We start from the raw sequence: 18,607 nt of genomic DNA, 5'->3' as shown, positions 1-18,607 counted from the left end.
TCTCGACTCAGGCGTGCCGCTCAGCGGCTCTTGGCCTGATCCAGGAATGCGACGATACGATCGAGCAGGTCGGGGCCGCCCATCTCGATGACGTTGCCGTGTCCTGCGCCTTGGACTTCGATCAGGGTCGCCGGGTGTGGGAACGCGGCGGCCAGGCGATGCGCATCGCCATCGGGGACGAGCGTGTCGCGGCGGCCGTGGACGATCAGGGTCGGCGCGTTGATCCGGGGGGCGAGTTCGATCGGCCGAGGACGACTCAAGGAGACGCCCGCCAGCCGGGCGGCCCGGCGTACGATCCGGGGAGCGAGCAGATTCGGCAGCGGAGTGCGAACGCGGCGAAGCCAGCCGGCCACGACGGTTTCAAGCCGGGCGTAGGGAGACTCGAGTAAGAGGGCCGCGATCCTCGGCTCATCGGCCGCGGCCCGCAACGCGATCGCCGCTCCCATCGAGCGTCCCCAGACCGCCACGGACATCTCGGGACCGACCCGCCCGGCCACGATGTCGACCCAGGCGCGGAGATCCTCCCCTTCGCGTCCGCCGAAGGAAGCGCGATCCCCCCCGCTCCGTCCGTACCCGCGCATGTCCAGCCGCGCGACGTTCCAGCCGCGGGCCGTCAGGAACTCGGCCCGCCCCTTCATCGCGTCGCGCGTCTCGGCGAAGCCGTGGACCAGGAGGACGGTGCGACTGGTCGGGGCCGTGGCGGCCGGATACCAGACCCCCGCGAGCCGGGTGCCATCACGAGCCGTCGCCTCGATCGACACACAGCCGGCGAGGCCGTTCCCACAGTCATCGCCAGGGTCCACCGCGCTCAGCCGCCGCCCCGGCATGATCAGGGTCCAGGCCCCCCACTCGCTGACCAGCATGACGAAGCAAGTCAGGAGACCCGCCACAAACCCGCCGACCGTCACCAGACCCGTCGTCCATCCCGGCCCGGGCACGATCATCGCCGACACGTCGTGCTCGAGAAACAAGGCCCACACCATCGCTTACCTTTGCCCTTTCGAGATTTCCCCACAGGTCGTCAACCGCCCTGGAGATGATCCGGCAAGGGAGCGATTCGTGCAAGGTTTTCGACTCATCAATGCGTCTTGCCCTGTCCTCCGGCCGCCGGATTCCGCGGCTGCGTCGCCGCCAGGTACTGACTCAAGGTCTCGAGGTTCCGACTGAACAGCGTGCTCGAAAGATACAGGCTGCCAGGCGCGAACTTCGGCTGCCCCACCAACGGCTCGCCCGCATACCGGCTGACCCATCGCCCCTGATCGTCGAGGTCCATAATGATCTGGCGAACCTCACGTTCCAGATCGGCCACGCTCCGCGCAGTCGTCGGCTCGCGCCCCCCCGCCTTCAGCGTCTTGTATCTCGCCTCAATGGCGGCCAGCCGCGAGTCAACCTTCCAGCCATAGTGGGCGGGCAAGTCCGAATCGTCGTACGTGAGCGTGTAGTCCTTACCTCGGCGAATCATATAGAGCGGCTTATTCGTCTGCAGTTCGTAGTAGCGCGCGAGCCGACCGTCGGGCAGGAGCGAACGCTGCAAGTAGGCCAAGGCTCGCGGAATCGGTTCGAGATACTTTGCCTCGCCTGTCAGTTGGAAGATTCTCAAGAGGGTTTCCAGAACATCCTGAGACTCCCCTCCCGTGACGGCGGCCGGCTCAAACCTTCGAGCCCAGATCGGGCGCATGTCGTCCCCGTACTGCTGCGCCCAGGCAGGCTGAGGCTCGGGCATCTGGGCGAGAATCAGAAAGTTTCCCAGCCGGCTCAACGCCGCTTTGTACCGGACGTCCTGAGTCAACTCGAACGCGTTCGACAGCGTCTCCGTAACGGTCCCGGCGAGACCGTCGTTGAGCGTGTACTTGTTCCAGTAATCTTTGATTTTACCTTCCGTGCGCCAGTCGATCTCGGGATACGACGCCTTCAGAACGGGCCGACTGGGCACCGGGCCCGTCCAGACTTGCGGGAAGCCTCCGTTGGGGAACTGCGCCTTGAGAAGCGCCGAGATCGCGACCTGGGCCGACTCGTGGATCGCTTTGTCCGTCGAGCCGAGCGTCTGATCGAGCCGCATCATGAAGCGAATCGCCGCCTGGGAGATCCCGTCGTCGAGCGTGGAATTGTTGGCGCCTCGGCTTCGGCCCCGGCTGGTTCGGTAGCGGGCCACCTTCTCTCCCTTGGGATCGAAGTCGATCGAGTTCGTCCACCCTCCGGAGACAAGTTGCCCGTAGCGCAGGGCCTCGCCTGCCTCCTTGGCGGCGTCGAGATAGAATTGGTCCCCCGTCGCCTCATAAGCCTTCAAATAGGTCAGGCCGACCGTGGGAGTTCCCGGAGGCTGCACCCAGATCTGGTCGATGGTCGCCTTCCCCTCACCCCAGCGCTGCCCCAAGTCAACCGAATAGTGATAGACATATCCGCCATGCGATGCCACCTTGTGACGGTAGAATGAGGCCGCCAGGCGCATGGCCCTCGTGACCTCGCCCCTGAGAACTTCATAACTCTGACCATCACCAGGTGGAGCGGGGCGATCGTCGAATCCGAGTGCGAGAGTCGACGATCCAGCCAGGGTGAACGCGACAATGATCCCACAGGGCATCTTCATGCGAATCGCTCCGGTCGCTCATCGTTTGGTGAGGTCTCGACAGGATGGCTATGCCAATACGGCTCGGTAAGACCATAAACGAAACGACGACCACTCTGGTAGTCATTCCCTGAAAACGCGTATTCCAATTCCAAGCCAAATCATGTTCTTGTTATTTAAAACTTTAAAGCAAGAGTGGGCGGGGCGCCCGCGGTCCCAGAGGCTCTGCTTCCTGGCTGGAACCGACACTCATGTAGCTCCGCGGCTCCGGCCAACTGCAACATGCGTGATTGACGCGGGATCGGCCGATCACCGCGTCGGCCGCTTTTTTCTTGGCTTCGTTTTCTCGGGAGCACGCGGCGGCGGGATCGATTTTCCCGTCAGCCGCTGAAAGAACTCCCGGAGCCATTCCGGCCCGGTCCGTCGGGGCAGGTCATCAGGATGTTCGTCCGCCCATTCCATGGCCAGGATGAGGGGGACCCAGCGGGTAAGCTCGGTGGCGGGGTCGCGGCCCATCCGGGTCAAGGCCGTGGAAACCTTGGCGGCCAGCGTCACGCGGCGGACCGTCTCGGGGGTCGGGCGGGTGCAATTCTCCGCAGGCGAGGTGACCAGGTATTCGCGGCAGACGACCGGGCGTTCCTCGTAGATCGAGCATGACTCGTCTTCGAGGAAGGGGCAAGGAATCCCTTGAGCGAAGTAGTCGAGTGCCACGGGAACGAGCTCGTCGTCGGAGACCGTTTCACAGTGCTGAAGCCGCTCGAGCAAGCCGGCCTCCTCGAGCCGGCGTCTCGCCTCGGCGAACCGGGCCAGGACGCGTGCCCGACGCGGCTCGGGCCACGCCTCAACCATGGCCTGGATCAGGCGGGCCTCCACCTCGGAGATCGGCACCAGTTGCCGGCAGCAGGCCCCGCAGCCGCTCCGGCACGAGACCGAGAATCCCTTCGCGGAGTCGGCCTTCACCGCCTCACCGATGATCGCCTCGGAGAGCGACCGGACGGTGGGCAAGAATTGCCGAAGCTCGAACACGTGGGTGGGAACCGTGATCTCCGCTCGCAACGGTGTGCCCGCAAGATTCAAGGCCACGTTCGCCGTGATCGTCTCGGCTCGAGCGTTGGGTTCCGGAGCCATTGGGTTCTCCAATCCTGGGGCACCTACCTGCGTTGGCTTGGCATTTCATTATCCAGTATTGCTCGATACGAGCGATAAACGCATCCGTGACCAGCCAGAGATGCGTCGAGCTGCGAAGCGTTCCTCGTTCCGATTTTTCAGTAAAAGTTGCAACCAAAGCCTCGGCCACGACCATTACTCTGTACGCAACGCAACGCCAAAAGCGGTCCGAGGATCAAACCCGTGGCGACCAGGAAGGACAAGACCCTCCGACCTCAGCTCATCACGCTCTTCAACCTGGGAGTGATCCGCGAGCTGACGGACGGACAACTGCTGGAACGGTTCGTGACGGATCGGGGCGAAATGGCCGAACTCGCGTTCGCCGCCCTGGTCGAGCGGCATAGCGCCATGGTCATGCGCGTCTGCCGCGCCCGGTTATCCAGCTCCCATGACGCTCAAGACGCCTTCCAGGCCACGTTCCTCCTCCTGGTCAAGAAGGCCCGCACCCTCTGGGTGCAGGATTCACTGGGGCCCTGGCTGCACCAGGTGGCCCTCCGGACGGCCACCTGTTCCCGCAAGGATGCGGCCCGGCGTCAACGGCTCGAACGCCATGCCGCCGAACTCGCGGAAAGTGTCGACCAACCGGCTCCGGAAATTGACTCGGAGCTGGGAGCCCTGCTTCACGAAGCGATCAACCGATTGCCCGAGCGCTACCGGATCCCGATCATCCTCTGCGACCTGGAAGGGCGAACCTGCGAAGAAGCGGCCCGGCGGATGGGGCGGCCGGTCGGGACGGTCAAAAGCTGGCGAGCTCGTGGGCGTGAACGATTGCGCGTTCAACTGATCCGGGACGGCCTGGCCCCCTCAGCCACCTTGGAAGCGACCCTTGCGGCAGATCTGACTCGCGGTGCCATTCCCAAACCGGAGGCGGAGACCGTTCGGGCCGCCGCTCGAATCCAGGCCAACTCGAAGGCGACCGGGGACGTCCCGGCGTCGGTCGGCCTGCTCATCAAGGGAGTGATGAAAGCCATGCTGCTCAGCAAATTAAGGGCGACGGTGACGATCCTCTGCGCATTGTCCCTATTCGCCGCCGGGCTCGGAACAATGGCACGAGTCGCCGCCGACGATGCGAAGGACACGCCTACCAAGCCATTGAACGAAGCCCCGCCTCCGGCCTCAATCCTGAAGCCACGGTTACCCTCCCCAATTCCCAAAGTACCGGGCGGTGAGCCCTGGCCACTCACTCTGGGCGAGGCGCTCCACATCGGTCTGGATAACTCCGAAGTGATTCGACTGCTCGGAGCTTCCGACGATCGCTACGAGATCATCCCCCTGAACCCCGCCCTGAACATCTATCGGTTCCAGTCCGAGGTCATGGCGCACGTCCGCTCGATCGAACAGCAGTACTGGAGCCTTGCACTGCAGCACGTCCAACTCTGGAGCAGCGAGAAGGCGGTCGAACTGGCCGAGGAGTTCAAGAAACGTAAAGAGTCTGAGCGGAAAAACGGGACCGGAATCGTTGCCGACGTCGCCAAGGCAAGCCAGCGGCTCGAGCAGTTCCGGCTCGACGCCAGGACCAAGATCTCCGACATCATCACAACCGAGCGACGGCTTCGCAACGCCCTCGGTCTGCCGAAGGCTGACGGACGGCGGATCGTCCCGGTCAGCCAACTCAAAACGGAGAAAGTGTCGCCCGACTGGAATACGAGCCTCGCAAACATGCTGGAGAAGCAGCCCGACGTCGCCCATGTAATATCGGAACTGGAGGCATCAAAAGGACAGAACGCCGCGGCCAACTGCAACTTAATGCTCGACTCGCTGCTTCGAGCCCTCCGCGGTCAGGGGGAACTCGTTCCCTCACCCGATGAGGTCGATGCTCACCTGAGCTTGTTTCTGAAAGAGAACCCCTCGCTTCAGGAAGTCATCCATCAGACGACGGAATCGCTAGCCCGTTCTTTCCTCGAAATCAACACAAACTACAAGCAATTGCACAAGGCATCAGAAATTCGTTCCAACGCCGCAAAGTGGTTGGAGGCTCAGCGAGCGTTTTACGAGGAAGGCCGGATCGCACGCGACCGCTACCTGGACGGGATCAGTCAGTACGCGGCTGCAGTGGCACAGGAGGCCCAGTTCAAGTCGAGCTACTATAACTCCCGGATCGCGTTGGAAGAGGCCCAAGGAACACTTCTGGAGCATGAGAAGATCACTGTAGGCAACCGTCCGAGCGGGGCCACTGCCATCTATGTCAAACGAGACCCTGCGACGATGCCCGCATGGAATACGAACCGAGCCTTCGTCTCTCCCTTGGATGGGAACGGACCACAGCCACACCCGATTCTCCCCGCCCCCGTCCAGGCGGAATCCAAGAGCCCGAAGCCGAGCCCACTGACAAGTCGCTCTCGTTCGAGATGACGATCGCCATCGGCTCCAAGCCCATCACCCTCAAGGGCTCAATCACGATCAAACCGCCCTCAGCGAGCGCCCCCCCCCGGAAGCCCCGTGACTTCGGCCGAGCCGGCAACGCGGACCCATTCCAAAACGGACCTCCTCCCCCCTGCGTTCGCGGGCGGGGGGAGGTCCGTTTTGCTGACTTGCTTGTGGTGGGCGGAATCACCACAATGCCTCGATGCAAAAGGCCGTCTTCGAATCACGTGGCTTCAAGACGCCCGAATCGTCCTGCTCACTGCCCCAGAGAGACGCCCCATGGCGGAACAGCCGTTGAAAATCCTGATTATTGGCGCCCACCCGGACGACGCCGACATCAAGGCCGGTGGAACGGCGGCCAAGTGGACGGCCCTCGGCCATGACGTCCGGCTCGTGAGCTTGACCGACGGTCGAGCCGGTCATCAGACGGTCCACGGGCCGGTCCTCGCCCAGCGGCGACGAGCCGAGGCAGACGCGGCCGCCGCGTCGATCAGCGCCTCCTACGAGATTTTCGACATCCCCGATGGCGAGCTCGACGATCGCCTCGAGTACCGGCACCGGGTCATCCGGCTCATTCGCGGCTTTCAGCCCGACCTGATCATCACCCACCGCTCGACCGATTATCACCCGGACCACCGGTTCACGGGCCTGCTCGTCCAGGACGCCTCGTACCTGCTCACCGTGCCCGCCGTCTGCCCGGACACGCCCCACCTCGCCCAATGCCCGGTGATCCTCTACTTCTCCGACGCGTTCAAGAAGCCTTGCCCCTTCGAGCCCAACATCGCCGTCGAGATCGAAGGCGAGTTCGACCGGCTGGTCGGGATGCTCCACCGCCACCAGTCGCAATTCTACGAGTGGCTCCCCTACAACGCCGGCATCCCCGACCAGGTCCCCGCGACCGACGTCGAGCGCCTGGACTGGCTGGCCGGACGAATCCGCGAACGGCTCCGGCCGCTGGCCGACCGCTTCCGCGAGCTGGTCGTCCGAACCTATGGTGCAAAGGCCGGCGGGCGGATCGGATTGATCGAAGCGTTCGAGGTCTCGGAATACGGCGCCCCACTTAATGCAGAGGCCGGAGCCCGCCTGTTCCCGTTCCTCCCCGCCGCCTGGCTCGCGAGCCTGTCCGACTCCCGAAAAGAGTGGGCCGATGTACCCGAAACCGAGGTCGTCAAACCCAAGACCGTGAAAGCCAAGGCAGTCAAACCCAAGGCCCCCGAAGCCGAGGTCATCAAGGCCAAGGTTCCCGACGTTGATCCCACCAAAGAGAACGAGGGGTCGGAAAACGGACCTCCCTGGACAGGCAAAAACATGTTCAAAAACTAAAAGCACAAAGATCTCGTACCAAGTCCTCCCCCACCGCCAGGCCGGCCTGAAGTTCTCCATGGGCGCGGCGACGTTGTGCTCTATGGCACGCCGCCGCTTTCCAAATTCAACGATTCCACCGAGACTGTCGCCACGTTACCGGGTTTTCCGCCCGGGTCCGTCAACCCGGTGCCGTTGCCACGGTGTCAAACGAGCCAGCCCATGCGAAGGCCTGAAGACAGGGAGCTTATGCTCCCCGCTCGCCTTCCCGGCGAGCGAAATCCAGGGAACCACGTTCGGTGCCGTCCCTTGGTTGTTGGTCTTCGCTCGCCTTCCAAAGGCGAGCGGGGAGCATAAGCTCCCTGTCTTCCGACAGACGAAGCCCCCCCGGTAACGTGACAACACGTATCCGTTTTCTCATCTTGATTTCTAGGGGAGATCAAGCGAGAAAATCCACATTCATCGGGTTAGCGACCGCGTTCGCTCCCTTCTCTCATCGTCAGCATCAGCCAACCGGCCAGACCGAGAAGGAAGCCGGCCAGACCGACCAGTCCCCGCGGCCAGAACAAGGCTATCAGGGCGAAGTTCGCCCCCAAGCGAGAAGTGGTCGATCGGGATTCCGAAGGGTTTTCGTCGAGGAATCCGCGTGCCGCCAGGTGATCCGGCTCCCAGCGGAGCCGGATCGCCCCCCGCTGCCAGGTGCGTAGCAGGGGAATGTCACGCGGTCCGAGAGCCTCCAACGGGTCGTGCGTGCCCACGGCGGGCGGGCGCTGGCTGACGACGACCAGGTCGGGACGGGCCCAGGTGTAGAGGGCCTCGGGGTTGGCCGAGCGGCCGCCGTGATGAGGGGCCAGGATGGCGCCGAGCGGGAAGGCCGGGCGATCGAGCAGTCGGGTCAGACCCTCTTGCTCCAGGTCGCCGGTCAGGAGAAGGTGGCGGCCGGCGGATTCCACGGCGAGCACGATGCTGCGCGCGTTGTCGCTCGACGCTGGGGAAAACGACTCGGGAGGATGCCAGACCGATAACCGGGCTCCCGCCGACTCCCATTGTTCCCCTTCAGCCATTACGCGGATCGGCACGCCGTGAGTCCGGACCGTCTCCAGCAGTTGCACGGCGCCCGGGTTGGCCGGGCTGGCGAAACCGGGAGGCACTCGAACCTCGGCGATCGTGAACCGCTCGAGGAGGTCGGGGAGACCATTGTAATGATCCGAATCCGCATGTGATAAAACCACCGCATCAATATGCGATACACCGCGGGCCCAGAGGGCGGGGGCGACGATCCTGCGGCCGACGCTTGGGTCGTGCATGCGGCCGCAGTCGTAGAGGATCGTCCCGCCCGCCTCGGTTTGAATGATGACGGCCAAGCCGTGGCCGACGGCAAGAATTTCGGCTTCCAACCGTCCTTCGCGGCGAGGGTGCCAGGGCAGGACGAGGCCGAGCACGACCCAGCCGGCGAGCAGACTCCAAGCGGTGCGCCGGAGGGGCCAGCGGCGGATTCCAACGACAGTAGCGAACGCGAGCAGCCCGTAGACGATCAGCACCCAAGCCTGCGATGGCCCCGGGACGAACGCGTGCCCCCATGACTGCGACGCCCCCCAGCGCACGAGGAATTCGGTCGCGGCCAGGGTCATCGCGCAGACCCAAGCGGCGGGTCCACCGAGTGGCCCCCAGATCGCGGACAGTCCCAAGCTCAGGCCCGAGGCAATCAAGGCCAGCGAGGTCAGAGGGATCAGCGGAATGTTCAGCAGGACGCCGATCGGCGAGACGATATGGAATCGAAGCGCAACCAGAGGCAAGGCCGCGAGCCATACGACCGTCGAGACGATCAGGCCCGGAGTCACAAGCAACGGCCACCGCCGCATCTGCGCCAGCCACCACGGCTCGAGCGACCGCTCCAGGACATCGAGCGGACTGCCCGGCCCTTGGATGCGGAAAGTCAAGGCGTAATAAGTGTGCCGGAGCAGGTTCGTCGTCGGCGTAACGCCCCAGAAAATGGCTGCGATCGCCAGAAACGAGAGTTGGCAGCCCACATCGAAGAGGTCGGTCGGGTTCATCCAAAGTGTTATTAAAGCGGCCAGGGCCAGGTTATTCGCGGACCGGACCGGGCGGTCGAAGAGCCCTGCGCCACAGACCGCGACGGTCATCGCAGCCGAGCGTACGACCGAGGGAGCGAGGCCGACCAGCAACGCATAGGCAACCGTCACCAAGGCCAGCGCGGCGAACGCACCACGCCGACCCAGGCCGAGGGAGCGGAACACAAACCAGAGAACGCCAGCCAGCACTTGCAGGTGAAGTCCGGAGATGGCCAGCAAATGGGTGGTCCCGGTTCGGGCGAAGGCATCGTTGATGTCCGGATCCACTCCTTCACGCCGACCCAGCAGCAACGCGGCCGCCAGGGGCGCCACCTTCGGATTCAGGTCGGCGACCAGCCGGTCGTAGCTCCAGGCCCGCACCCGACCCAGCCAGTTGGTCCAGATCCAGAGGGGGGCCGCGGGATCCGCCCAGACCTCATCGGGTCCATCAACCGCGAGCCGAAGCCGAATCCCTTGAGCTCGCAAATAGTTGCGATAGTCGAACTCACCCGGGTTGAGTGGCCCCGCGATGGCGGACATGACCCCCACCGCCTCAACCCCATGCCCCGGCACAATGTCGGACCGGTCCCCAACCACGATCAACTGGGCTCGTCCTTGGGCCGGTCGCCAGATGCGACCGTCGCAGATACCGGTCACAGCAATCACCGCCCGCGTCGTGGCCGAACTCCCGAGTCGTTCGCCCGCCCGAGGTCCCCGCACATCCCAGAGCACCCCGCGAACCCACATCGGCCTGGGCACGCCTGTGACACCCCGCGCCAGATCGTCGGACGCGAGGTCTGACCAGTACGCGTGATGACTCCCTCCTCCCAGCCCCACAATCGCGATGACGAGTCCAGCAACGGCTGGGACCTTTCGATCCCGCCCCCAAGCGGCAATCGTGGCTCCGACCAGCGCAAGTCCTGCCCAGACCTCGGTTCCCCAAAGTTCGAACGCACGATCAAGAACGATCCCAACGACATACGCCAGGGCCACGGGGACCAATGGCGAAAGTAGAACCCTCGACCGTCGATCGGGTTCGTGGTTCATCGCGGATCCAGTCCCGCCGAACGCGATCTGACGAGCTTGCCACAATGCCCCATCTTACAGGCATCCCAACAGAACCAGCACGCGTTCAACATTGGGATTCATGCAGGCGACACCTCAAGGACACGCGGCGCAATTTTGAGAATTTTTCCGCGTTCCGCTGCGCACCCGGCATCACAATCCTATTCCGCGATCGACCGCAGGCATAGTACGACCCTGCCCCCCTTATGTAAACGAGCACGGCTGAGGCCTCGAGCCCTTCCTTTCAAGAATTGCGAATATGGCACCTCAGTTGCGTTGTTGCGAAGCGACCTCTTTCGTTTCGACAAGCCACGCAACAAGAGTCAACAAGTCGATTCCTTTCCCTCCGGAAGGATCGACCAGTCGGCTCCGATGAGGACGCACGCGTATGTTCCACAAGATGAAAAAAGCCCTACGTCGGGTGATCTCGGGAGAATGGCGTCGCGGCCGTCGACGCTGCGCGCCGGTCATCAATGCGCTTGAGGACCGGCAATTGCTGTCAGGACCTGGGTCAGAAAACACAACCCTCGTCCCCATGGTCGTTGGCCGAGCAAACCTGTCAGCACAGGCCAACACGACGACTGACCCCTCGGTTTTTGTGACCGGTCTGTACAACTCGATCCTCTCCCGCGCCCCTCAACCGAATGAGTTGAACTACTGGGTAGGGCGTCTGGAGTCCGGCGTCAGCGAACAGCGGGTCCGGCGTCTGATCACAAACTCCTCCGAAGCCAGGGGAAATCCCCCCCTTCCCGGTGGAGGAGGTGGCGGTGGCAGCGCCAAAGCGTTCGTCGACTCGCTGTATTCAACGATCCTGAATCGCCAACCCGATGCCGCGGGTGAAGCCTACTGGATCCAGCGAATCCGGTCCGGCACCAGCCGTCGTCAAGTCCGTCAAGCGTTCTTGAACGCGGCGGAACTCACCCCGACTCCAACCCCCGTCCCCACACCGACCCCAACGCCGACACCGACGCCAACAACTCCGACGCCTACGACTCCAACGCCAACAACACCGACTCCGACTCCGACTCCGACCCCGACTACTCCGACGCCAACGACTCCGACCCCAACAACGCCGACACCAACGACGCCGACTCCGACAACACCGACACCAACAACTCCGACACCTACAACTCCGACGCCGACGCCGACCACACCGACCCCGACCACACCGACCCCGACCACACCGACCCCGACAACACCGACACCAACAACTCCGACCCCGACTACTCCGACCCCAACAACGCCGACCCCGACCACACCGACCCCAACAACGCCGACCCCGACCACACCGACCCCAACAACGCCGACCCCGACTACTCCGACGCCAACAACACCGACTCCGACAACACCGACACCAACAACTCCGACCCCGACTACTCCGACCCCAACGACTCCGACCCCAACAACGCCGACCCCAACCACTCCGACCCCAACAACGCCGACCCCGACTACTCCGACCCCAACGACTCCGACCCCAACAACGCCGACCCCAACGACGCCGACCCCAACAACGCCGACCCCGACTACTCCGACGCCAACAACGCCGACTCCAACAACGCCGACTCCGACAACACCGACACCAACAACTCCGACGCCAACGACTCCGACGCCAACGACTCCGACCCCAACGACTCCGACCCCAACAACGCCGACCCCAACAACGCCGACCCCAACGACGCCGACTCCGACAACTCCGACACCTACAACTCCGACGCCAACGACTCCGACCCCGACCACACCGACCCCAACGACTCCGACGCCAACAACGCCGACCCCGACCACACCGACCCGACTACTCCGACGCCAACAACGCCGACCCCGACTACTCCGACACCAACAACGCCGACCCCAACGACTCCGACACCAACAACGCCGACTCCAACAACGCCGACTCCGACAACACCGACACCAACAACTCCGACGCCAACAACTCCGACCCCGACAACTCCGACGCCGACAACACCGACCCCGACAACACCGACGCCAACAACGCCTACTCCGACGCCAACAACACCAATCACACAGTCGCCAACAACCCCATAAGGTCCAGAAGTTGCGACAAGGTGTGAGTTCAGCCATCGTCTGCAAGTGTTGGCCGGCCTTCTGGCCGGCTGACACCTGCCAAATCAAACAAATTTCAAAGCGATCTCGTCGCTTCAATGGACTTCGATCAGGCTATCGTCCGGGAACGACCAGCATGACGACTGGAATGCCCCAAGCCAGCGAATCAGCTACGGTCTCCGTTCCCGCGTTTGAATCCGATTTTCGCCCCAGACTTCAAGGGGGGAGGGACGCGCTTGCCCGTTTCCGCGGCTCGGGTCAAGATAGGGGGCGCGTTCCACATCGACGACAAGCGATCCCCAAGGGAGAGATTTATGGATCGACCACGGCTTGAGATTGGGATCTATCAGCTCGTCGACGATTCCATGCTTAAGCAGAACCGGACGGACGGGACAGGGTGGGACTGGAGTTGGGCGGACTGGCAGCGAGACTGGATGGACGCCACTCCAAGCCGCTATGCCTACCGCTGCCTTCCCTTGACGATCGTCAACCAGACGGGGTGGTGGATCATGAACCCCGTCGGGTTCTCGGCAGTCTGGCGGGGACATGACGCATCGGGGGTATCGAGTTCTTGTTCGACAGCGAACCGGAACTCTGGAAGCAGTGGATCAACAACCAATTCGGGGCAGGGATCATCACCTGGAACACACCGTTCCTCTTCCGCACCAAACCTCAAGGTTCGCGACTTCTGATCTGCGGACCGGCGAACCATTTCAAGGCCAATGCGCATCCCCTCACCGCGTTGATCGAGAGCGACTGGATGACCATGTCGTTCACGATGAATTACAAGTTGATGATCCCCAACTTCCCCGTTCGGTTCGAGGTCGGGGAGCCCTTGTTCCAGGCGATTCCACTGGCCAGCAACACCTGCGCAGATCTGGAGACGGCAACGGTTACCTACCAAAAACTGGAAGAGGACCCCGAGGTCAATCACTCCTATCGAGAATGGGACGAAGGCCGGCGGCGGTTCCACCAGCAGAAGGCCAAGGGCGAAGTCAAGGCGGACGACTGGCAGAAGGATTATTTTCAAGGCCGAGACGCGATCGGCCGGGAAGCTCCCTCTGACCATATGACCAAAGTGAGACCTCCCCGAATCCAGTTCAGTCCGACGACGAAGGCCCCTCAGTAGTTCCACGGGGGCTCACGGAATGACTCTCTGGGGCCTCCTCACATGAAGACAAACCAAGAGTTCACTTCATTCCTCCAGCCCACTTTTCCAGCCATGCAACCATCGAAAACCGAACCACTACCGGAATCAAAGGCCACCCAGGTCAGCCTTGCCCCCTCGGCAATGGGCTCGAACCTGAACCCGGACAGCCTCATCGATCCGGCGCCTGGCCGGGTCGACGACGAATGGCGTCGCTGGATTGCGGAAAACCTGACGCTTGAACTGCCCCCCGAAAGCATCATCGAGTCAATGATTGCTGATGGAATCCCTCGCGAGGAGGCGACTCGCGAGGTCGACCTGGCCGCACAAAGCCCCTATTTAAAGGGGACCCTCCTCATACGTAATCGTCTCAAGAAGCGAGAGTGGCAACTTAGCAACTACCGTAAGCTCAACCGTCTCCACAGGGCATCGGGAACCATTGAGCGACGACACAAACTCTCTCGCGGAGAATTTCTCGATCAGTACTACAGCACCAACCGCGCGGTGATCATCACCGGCATGATGGACGACTGGCCGGCCATGCGGAAGTGGAATCTCGACTATTTCTCGCAGACCTTCGGTGACCGCGAAATCGAGGTCCAGTTCGGCCGCACCGCGGGCGAGAATTATGAGATTGAACGCGAGAAATATACCCGCAAACTCAGAATGGCCGACTTCGTCGAGATGGTTCGCAACGCAGAAAACACCAACGACTTCTATCTGACGGCCAACAACAATTCCAACAACAAGAATGTGTTGTCCGAACTCTGGGACGATATCGTGCAGATTCCCGAATATCTCGGGGAACAGAGCAACCAGAGTCAGGGGCGACTCAGCGGCTTCTTCTGGATGGGTCCGGCCGGCACGATCACGCCGTTCCACCACGATCTCACCAACAACTTCATGGCCCAGGTGATTGGCCGCAAGCGAGTCAAAATTGCGCCCTCCTGGGATATCCCGTTGATGAGCAATCACTTCCATTGCTACTCGAAGCGCGATGGCCGCTTCATGGCCCCGACGCCCGACGCGGCGTTCGACGAGCCGCAGATCCACGAATGCATCCTCGAACGGGGCGAGATCCTCTTTCTTCCCGTCGGCTGCATGCACTTCGTGGAAGGAATCGACATCTCCGTGACCGTCTCTTTTATCAGCTTCGTCTTCGACAACGACTTCTCCAGCTTCTACACGACCTATCACGCGGTCTGAGCAAAGAAACCTGCAAGGGACCGAGGAATAATATTGCCGCCATGACCATCTCTAAACGATCTCGCTTTTCAAACCCGACTCTTCTATTGTTGGGAACCTGCCTTGCTCTGGTAGCCACCGGACCAGCCCCGGCCGGGCCGGAAGTCGCGTCGCCCCCCTACCCTCCTACCGACCGCTACGAGATGAGGCGGGTCGAAGGTTGGCCGGTCCTGGTCAGTAAGGACCTGATCCAAAACGAACCCGAGCTCGCCGAACGAACGCTGATGTTGTTGCGACATCAACTTTTCCAGGTTGCGCGAAGAGTCCCGGCCAAGGCGGTTGAGCAGCTTCAGCGGATCCGCATCTGGGTCGAGGAGCGTGAGTCCCATACCCCTTGTATGGCTTACCACCCCGACGCCAACTGGCTCCGCGAACACGGGATGAATCCCGAGAAGGCAGGTTGCGTCGAGCTATCCAACGCTCGCAATTTTCTTTCATGGACACTCGATCAGCCTTGGATGGTCCTCCATGAGCTGGCCCACGGCTACCACCACCAGTTCCTCGACCACGGCTTTGACAACGACGAGATCAAAACTCTCTACGAACAGGCGAAAACGGCCCAGATCTATCAGTCCGTGCTCCGAATCAACGGTAAGGACGACAAGGCTTATGCAGCCACCAACCCGATGGAATACTTCGCCGAGAGTAGTGAAGCATTCTTCGGCACCAACGACTTCTATCCCTATGTGCGCTCGGAGTTGAGTCGGCATGACCCCAAGATGTTCGGGCTGCTCGCAACACTCTGGGGAGGCGAGTAGGTCTTTATGGGACGAATCCCACCGGGTGCCCCGCAACTCCGGGACGTGCCTGAACTGACCAATGCCGCAGTCGAATCCGCCCGAGCGAATCCGGGAATCGGCTGCCTGATCGATCGGGTCTATCCCGGACGTCCCCTCCTCATCAGCTTTGGATTCAACGACTGGAACCGCGTACCGAACTTTGAGTTCTTCGGGCGAACGAAGCGGCTGGAAGCGCGATTCGGAATCCGGTTCAATCGACTGCTGATCCGCGACGTTGCGAATGCGTGGTATCACCGTGGCGTCCCCGGCTTGGGTGCGCATGTGGATGAGGTCGCGGCCACCCTTCGGTCCTTGATCCGCTCGATCGGCCCAAGCGAGGTCATCACCATCGGCCAGTCGATGGGGGGCTATGCGGCGATCATGTTCGGCATGCTCCTGGCCACGGATCGAATTGTTGCGTTCGGGCCGCTGTCCCACCTGAACCCATCGGAAGCCATTCTCTACGGCGATCGCCGGTTCCTGCCGGTGATGGAAGCCTTGCAGGCCGATCCCCCCAAGTCGGCCTACCTCGACCTCCCGCAGCTCGGCGAGGCGCTCCATTACCAGGGGGAACTGCACGTCATCTTCGGCACACATCCCGGACGCGACGACGGCGTCTCCGGCAACCTCGACGCGATCCACGCCTTGAGGCTGGCCCGGCTCCCGAGCGTCACTCTGTTCCCTTACCCCGAGTCGGACCACCCCGTCGTCCATTGGCTGATCGAGCACCACCAAATCGATGACCTGCTCGCCAGCCGGCTCGTACCCGATCCGCCGGTCAACGAGCCCATGCCCGCGGCCTCGACCGCAGGAACGTCATGATCGAACTCGCTACGTCGCTCGCAACACCTCGGCGATCGACTCGTGGGTCAACCGCTCTAATGAGTGAAGCGACAGAAACGGGTGGCTTGCCCCGTTGTCGAGAATTCCGAAGGAGGGGGCGAGATGGACCAGCATCGTGAACGGACTTGGACCGAAGGGAGAACCGCTCGAGGCGGACCGCTCGTGATCGTATTCGGCCAATCCCAGACGCCGGGCGAACCGCTCGATCATGCCAATCTCTTCGAGCGGATCGCCCAAAATCGCGGTCGTCCGTTCGGCCACATTCTCCTTCAAGATCGAGGCCGAGCAGGTTTCTACCGCGGCGCAACTGGGCTGGGTGATTCCATCGAGACGACGAGTTCGGCTCTGCAATCGATGATCGTCGAGTTCGCGCCGAGCGAAGTCATCACTTTTGGCGAAGGGGTCGGCGGCCACGCCGCCCTTGTCTTTGGCGTCCTCCTCGGCGCGAGCCGGATCGTGGCCCTCGAACCTCCGGCTCACCTCATCGCCGACGAACTGCAACGGTATCACGACCGGCGCTGGCAACACGAATTGAACGAGCTCCCCGACCTGATTACGGCCAGGAAATACGATGTCCCCCGCCTGATCGAAGACAGAGGATTCAACGGCCGCGCGTACATCCTCTTCGGCACCCAGCCCGGCAACGACCACTACGACGCCGTCCACCTCAACACGATTCATGCCCACCGACTGGCCCTCGCCGATCAGGTGACGCTCTGCCCATTCCCCGACATCCAGCAAGGCGTTCTGAAGGGGTTGGTCGCTCACGGCGACGTCACCAACGTCCTCTCGCACTACCTCTTCGAAGACGTAGAGCCTCTCCCTCACACGCGCCAATCGACTCGCCCGGACGCGGAAAAACTCAACAAGATCACCACGAAACTCTACCGACCTTTCGAACTCCATACAATCAACACATTGAATCCCGAGAACCATGAAACGCAAGTCATCTCTTATACAGTAGTAGGCCCCAATCACGTAAAACCGGTCCATCGAGTGGACGACGAATGGCGGTGCTGGATCGCCGAGAACCTGATCCTTGGCGCTTCGGCTGTCGAGCTCGAAGACGTGCTGATCGCCCGGGGTATCTCCGAAAACGAAGCCTCTCTCGAAATCTCGCGTGCGATTCAGAGTCCCTATTTTTGGGGAACCCAGCGGTTACGGAATCGGCTCAAGAAACGCGATTGGCTGCTCGCCAGTTATCGCAAGCTCCAGCGGCTTCGCCCGGAATCCGGCACGATCGAGCGGCAACATCAACTCACGCGCGGTGATTGGCTCGAGCGATACTTCAGCACGAATCGTCCCGTCATCATCACCGGCATGATGGAGGACTGGCCGGCGCTCCGGAGCTGGAGTCTTGACTCCTTCTCGGAGCGGTTCGGCGACCGGCATATCGAAGTTGAGCTTGGCCGCGATCTCGGCGACGACCGCGAGCTCGCTCGTCCTGCCAAGCGGCAACACATGCCCATGGTCGACTACCTCGCGATGCTTCGCCAAGGCGACAGGGCCGATGGCTCCGTTCTCTCGGCCGACGTGGGCTCCTCCAACATGACGGCGCTGGCCGAGCTCAGGAATGACATCGGCGCAATCCCCGAATATCTAGATCCCTGCGAATCCAATTCGGTATCGTTCCGGCTTGGCGGCGTCGGCGCCATCATTCCCCCTCAACGCAATCCGGTCAACCGCTTCCTGGCCCAGGTGCTGGGGCAAACGCAGATCACGTTCGCCCATTCGTGGGATCTCCCGCTGATTCAGGACCACAAGGGCCGCTTCGTACAGCCCGACGGCACGAGTAGGCCCCCCGCATCCTCACTTTCATCGGATGAGCCTCAAATCCACGATGTTCTCCTCGTTCCCGGAGAAATCCTGTTCTTGCCCGTCGGCGCGTGGTTCCAGTGCGAGGGACTCGGCATCTCGGCCACCGTGATGTTCGACCACCTCCCCTTCCACAACGCGTTTGACGCCGCCCCGGAAGATCTCGAAAGGTAAGGACGGA

The 18,607-nt window shown here is 62.3% G+C and carries 12 protein-coding genes and 2 pseudogenes; 9 read left to right on the top strand and 5 right to left on the bottom strand.

Annotation, left to right across the window (positions count from 1 at the left end; translation table 11 throughout):
• Positions 1-20: 20 nt before the first annotated feature.
• From V5E97_RS08150 to V5E97_RS08140, 3 genes are all read right to left on the bottom strand, one after another.
• Positions 21-983 (bottom strand): alpha/beta hydrolase, encoded by a 963-nt coding sequence (locus V5E97_RS08150; RefSeq protein ID WP_406698823.1) that lies wholly within the window; start codon positions 981-983, stop codon positions 21-23.
• Positions 984-1,078: 95 nt separating this feature from the next.
• On the bottom strand, positions 1,079-2,587 hold the full coding sequence (locus V5E97_RS08145; RefSeq protein ID WP_406698822.1) for a pectate lyase: 1,509 nt from the start codon (positions 2,585-2,587) through the stop codon (positions 1,079-1,081).
• Positions 2,588-2,875: 288 nt separating this feature from the next.
• Positions 2,876-3,694, bottom strand: coding sequence for a YkgJ family cysteine cluster protein (locus V5E97_RS08140; RefSeq protein WP_406698821.1), 819 nt, complete (start codon positions 3,692-3,694; stop codon positions 2,876-2,878).
• 222 nt (positions 3,695-3,916) lie between these two features.
• On the opposite strand from V5E97_RS08140, the gene V5E97_RS08135 reads away from it, so the two are divergent.
• A complete protein-coding gene (locus tag V5E97_RS08135) occupies positions 3,917-6,085 on the top strand; it encodes a sigma-70 family RNA polymerase sigma factor (protein ID WP_406698820.1) in 2,169 nt (722 codons plus the stop codon).
• A gap of 291 nt (positions 6,086-6,376) precedes the next feature.
• The gene (locus V5E97_RS08130) at positions 6,377-7,420 is read left to right on the top strand and encodes a PIG-L deacetylase family protein (protein WP_406698819.1); all 1,044 of its coding nucleotides are present in this window, start codon (positions 6,377-6,379) and stop codon (positions 7,418-7,420) included.
• 446 nt (positions 7,421-7,866) lie between these two features.
• Here V5E97_RS08130 and V5E97_RS08125 read toward each other — a convergent pair whose 3' ends face one another.
• On the bottom strand, positions 7,867-10,518 hold the full coding sequence (locus tag V5E97_RS08125) for a ComEC/Rec2 family competence protein (RefSeq protein ID WP_406698818.1): 2,652 nt from the start codon (positions 10,516-10,518) through the stop codon (positions 7,867-7,869).
• Between the two features lie 406 nt (positions 10,519-10,924).
• On the opposite strand from V5E97_RS08125, the pseudogene V5E97_RS08120 reads away from it, so the two are divergent.
• A pseudogene (locus V5E97_RS08120) lies at positions 10,925-11,392 on the top strand (DUF4214 domain-containing protein); the annotation flags it as partial.
• A gap of 35 nt (positions 11,393-11,427) precedes the next feature.
• Here V5E97_RS08120 and V5E97_RS08115 read toward each other — a convergent pair.
• Positions 11,428-12,318: a hypothetical protein gene (locus V5E97_RS08115; RefSeq protein WP_406701315.1), complete on the bottom strand. Its 891-nt coding sequence runs from the start codon at positions 12,316-12,318 to the stop codon at positions 11,428-11,430.
• A gap of 593 nt (positions 12,319-12,911) precedes the next feature.
• On the opposite strand from V5E97_RS08115, the pseudogene V5E97_RS08110 reads away from it, so the two are divergent.
• The 6 genes and pseudogenes from V5E97_RS08110 to V5E97_RS08085 form a co-directional block, all read left to right on the top strand.
• A pseudogene (locus tag V5E97_RS08110) lies at positions 12,912-13,094 on the top strand (DUF6065 family protein); the annotation flags it as partial.
• A gap of 74 nt (positions 13,095-13,168) precedes the next feature.
• Positions 13,169-13,726 (top strand): DUF6065 family protein, encoded by a 558-nt coding sequence (locus tag V5E97_RS08105; RefSeq protein ID WP_406698817.1) that lies wholly within the window; start codon positions 13,169-13,171, stop codon positions 13,724-13,726.
• A gap of 93 nt (positions 13,727-13,819) precedes the next feature.
• A complete protein-coding gene (locus V5E97_RS08100) occupies positions 13,820-14,950 on the top strand; it encodes a cupin-like domain-containing protein (protein WP_406701140.1) in 1,131 nt (376 codons plus the stop codon).
• Positions 14,951-15,039: 89 nt separating this feature from the next.
• The gene (locus V5E97_RS08095; RefSeq protein ID WP_406698816.1) at positions 15,040-15,747 is read left to right on the top strand and encodes a M90 metallopeptidase family protein; all 708 of its coding nucleotides are present in this window, start codon (positions 15,040-15,042) and stop codon (positions 15,745-15,747) included.
• Positions 15,748-15,753: 6 nt separating this feature from the next.
• On the top strand, positions 15,754-16,590 hold the full coding sequence (locus tag V5E97_RS08090; RefSeq protein WP_406698815.1) for a hypothetical protein: 837 nt from the start codon (positions 15,754-15,756) through the stop codon (positions 16,588-16,590).
• A 123-nt stretch (positions 16,591-16,713) separates the two neighbouring features.
• Positions 16,714-18,600, top strand: a complete 1,887-nt coding sequence (locus V5E97_RS08085) for a cupin-like domain-containing protein (RefSeq protein ID WP_406698814.1) — start codon at positions 16,714-16,716, stop codon at positions 18,598-18,600.
• Positions 18,601-18,607 lie beyond the last annotated feature (7 nt).

It is taken from the genome of Singulisphaera photorubra (assembly GCF_045290345.1).
Classification (GTDB): Bacteria; Planctomycetota; Planctomycetia; order Isosphaerales; family Isosphaeraceae; genus Singulisphaera.
Note: the sequence above shows the minus strand (reverse complement) of the source record. Positions and strands in the feature narration are given on the sequence as shown.

Excerpts from the sequence above, each read along its gene's own strand:
- V5E97_RS08140 (WP_406698821.1), bottom strand. The coding sequence starts at position 3,694 with ATGGCTCCGGAACCCAACGCTCGAGCCGAGACGATCACGGCGAACGTG.
- V5E97_RS08100 (WP_406701140.1), top strand. The coding sequence starts at position 13,820 with ATGCAACCATCGAAAACCGAACCACTACCGGAATCAAAGGCCACCCAG.
- V5E97_RS08125 (WP_406698818.1), bottom strand. The coding sequence starts at position 10,518 with ATGAACCACGAACCCGATCGACGGTCGAGGGTTCTACTTTCGCCATTG.
- V5E97_RS08130 (WP_406698819.1), top strand. The coding sequence starts at position 6,377 with ATGGCGGAACAGCCGTTGAAAATCCTGATTATTGGCGCCCACCCGGAC.
- V5E97_RS08150 (WP_406698823.1), bottom strand. The coding sequence starts at position 983 with ATGGTGTGGGCCTTGTTTCTCGAGCACGACGTGTCGGCGATGATCGTG.
- V5E97_RS08145 (WP_406698822.1), bottom strand. The coding sequence starts at position 2,587 with ATGAAGATGCCCTGTGGGATCATTGTCGCGTTCACCCTGGCTGGATCG.
- V5E97_RS08085 (WP_406698814.1), top strand. The coding sequence starts at position 16,714 with ATGGACCAGCATCGTGAACGGACTTGGACCGAAGGGAGAACCGCTCGA.
- V5E97_RS08090 (WP_406698815.1), top strand. The coding sequence starts at position 15,754 with ATGGGACGAATCCCACCGGGTGCCCCGCAACTCCGGGACGTGCCTGAA.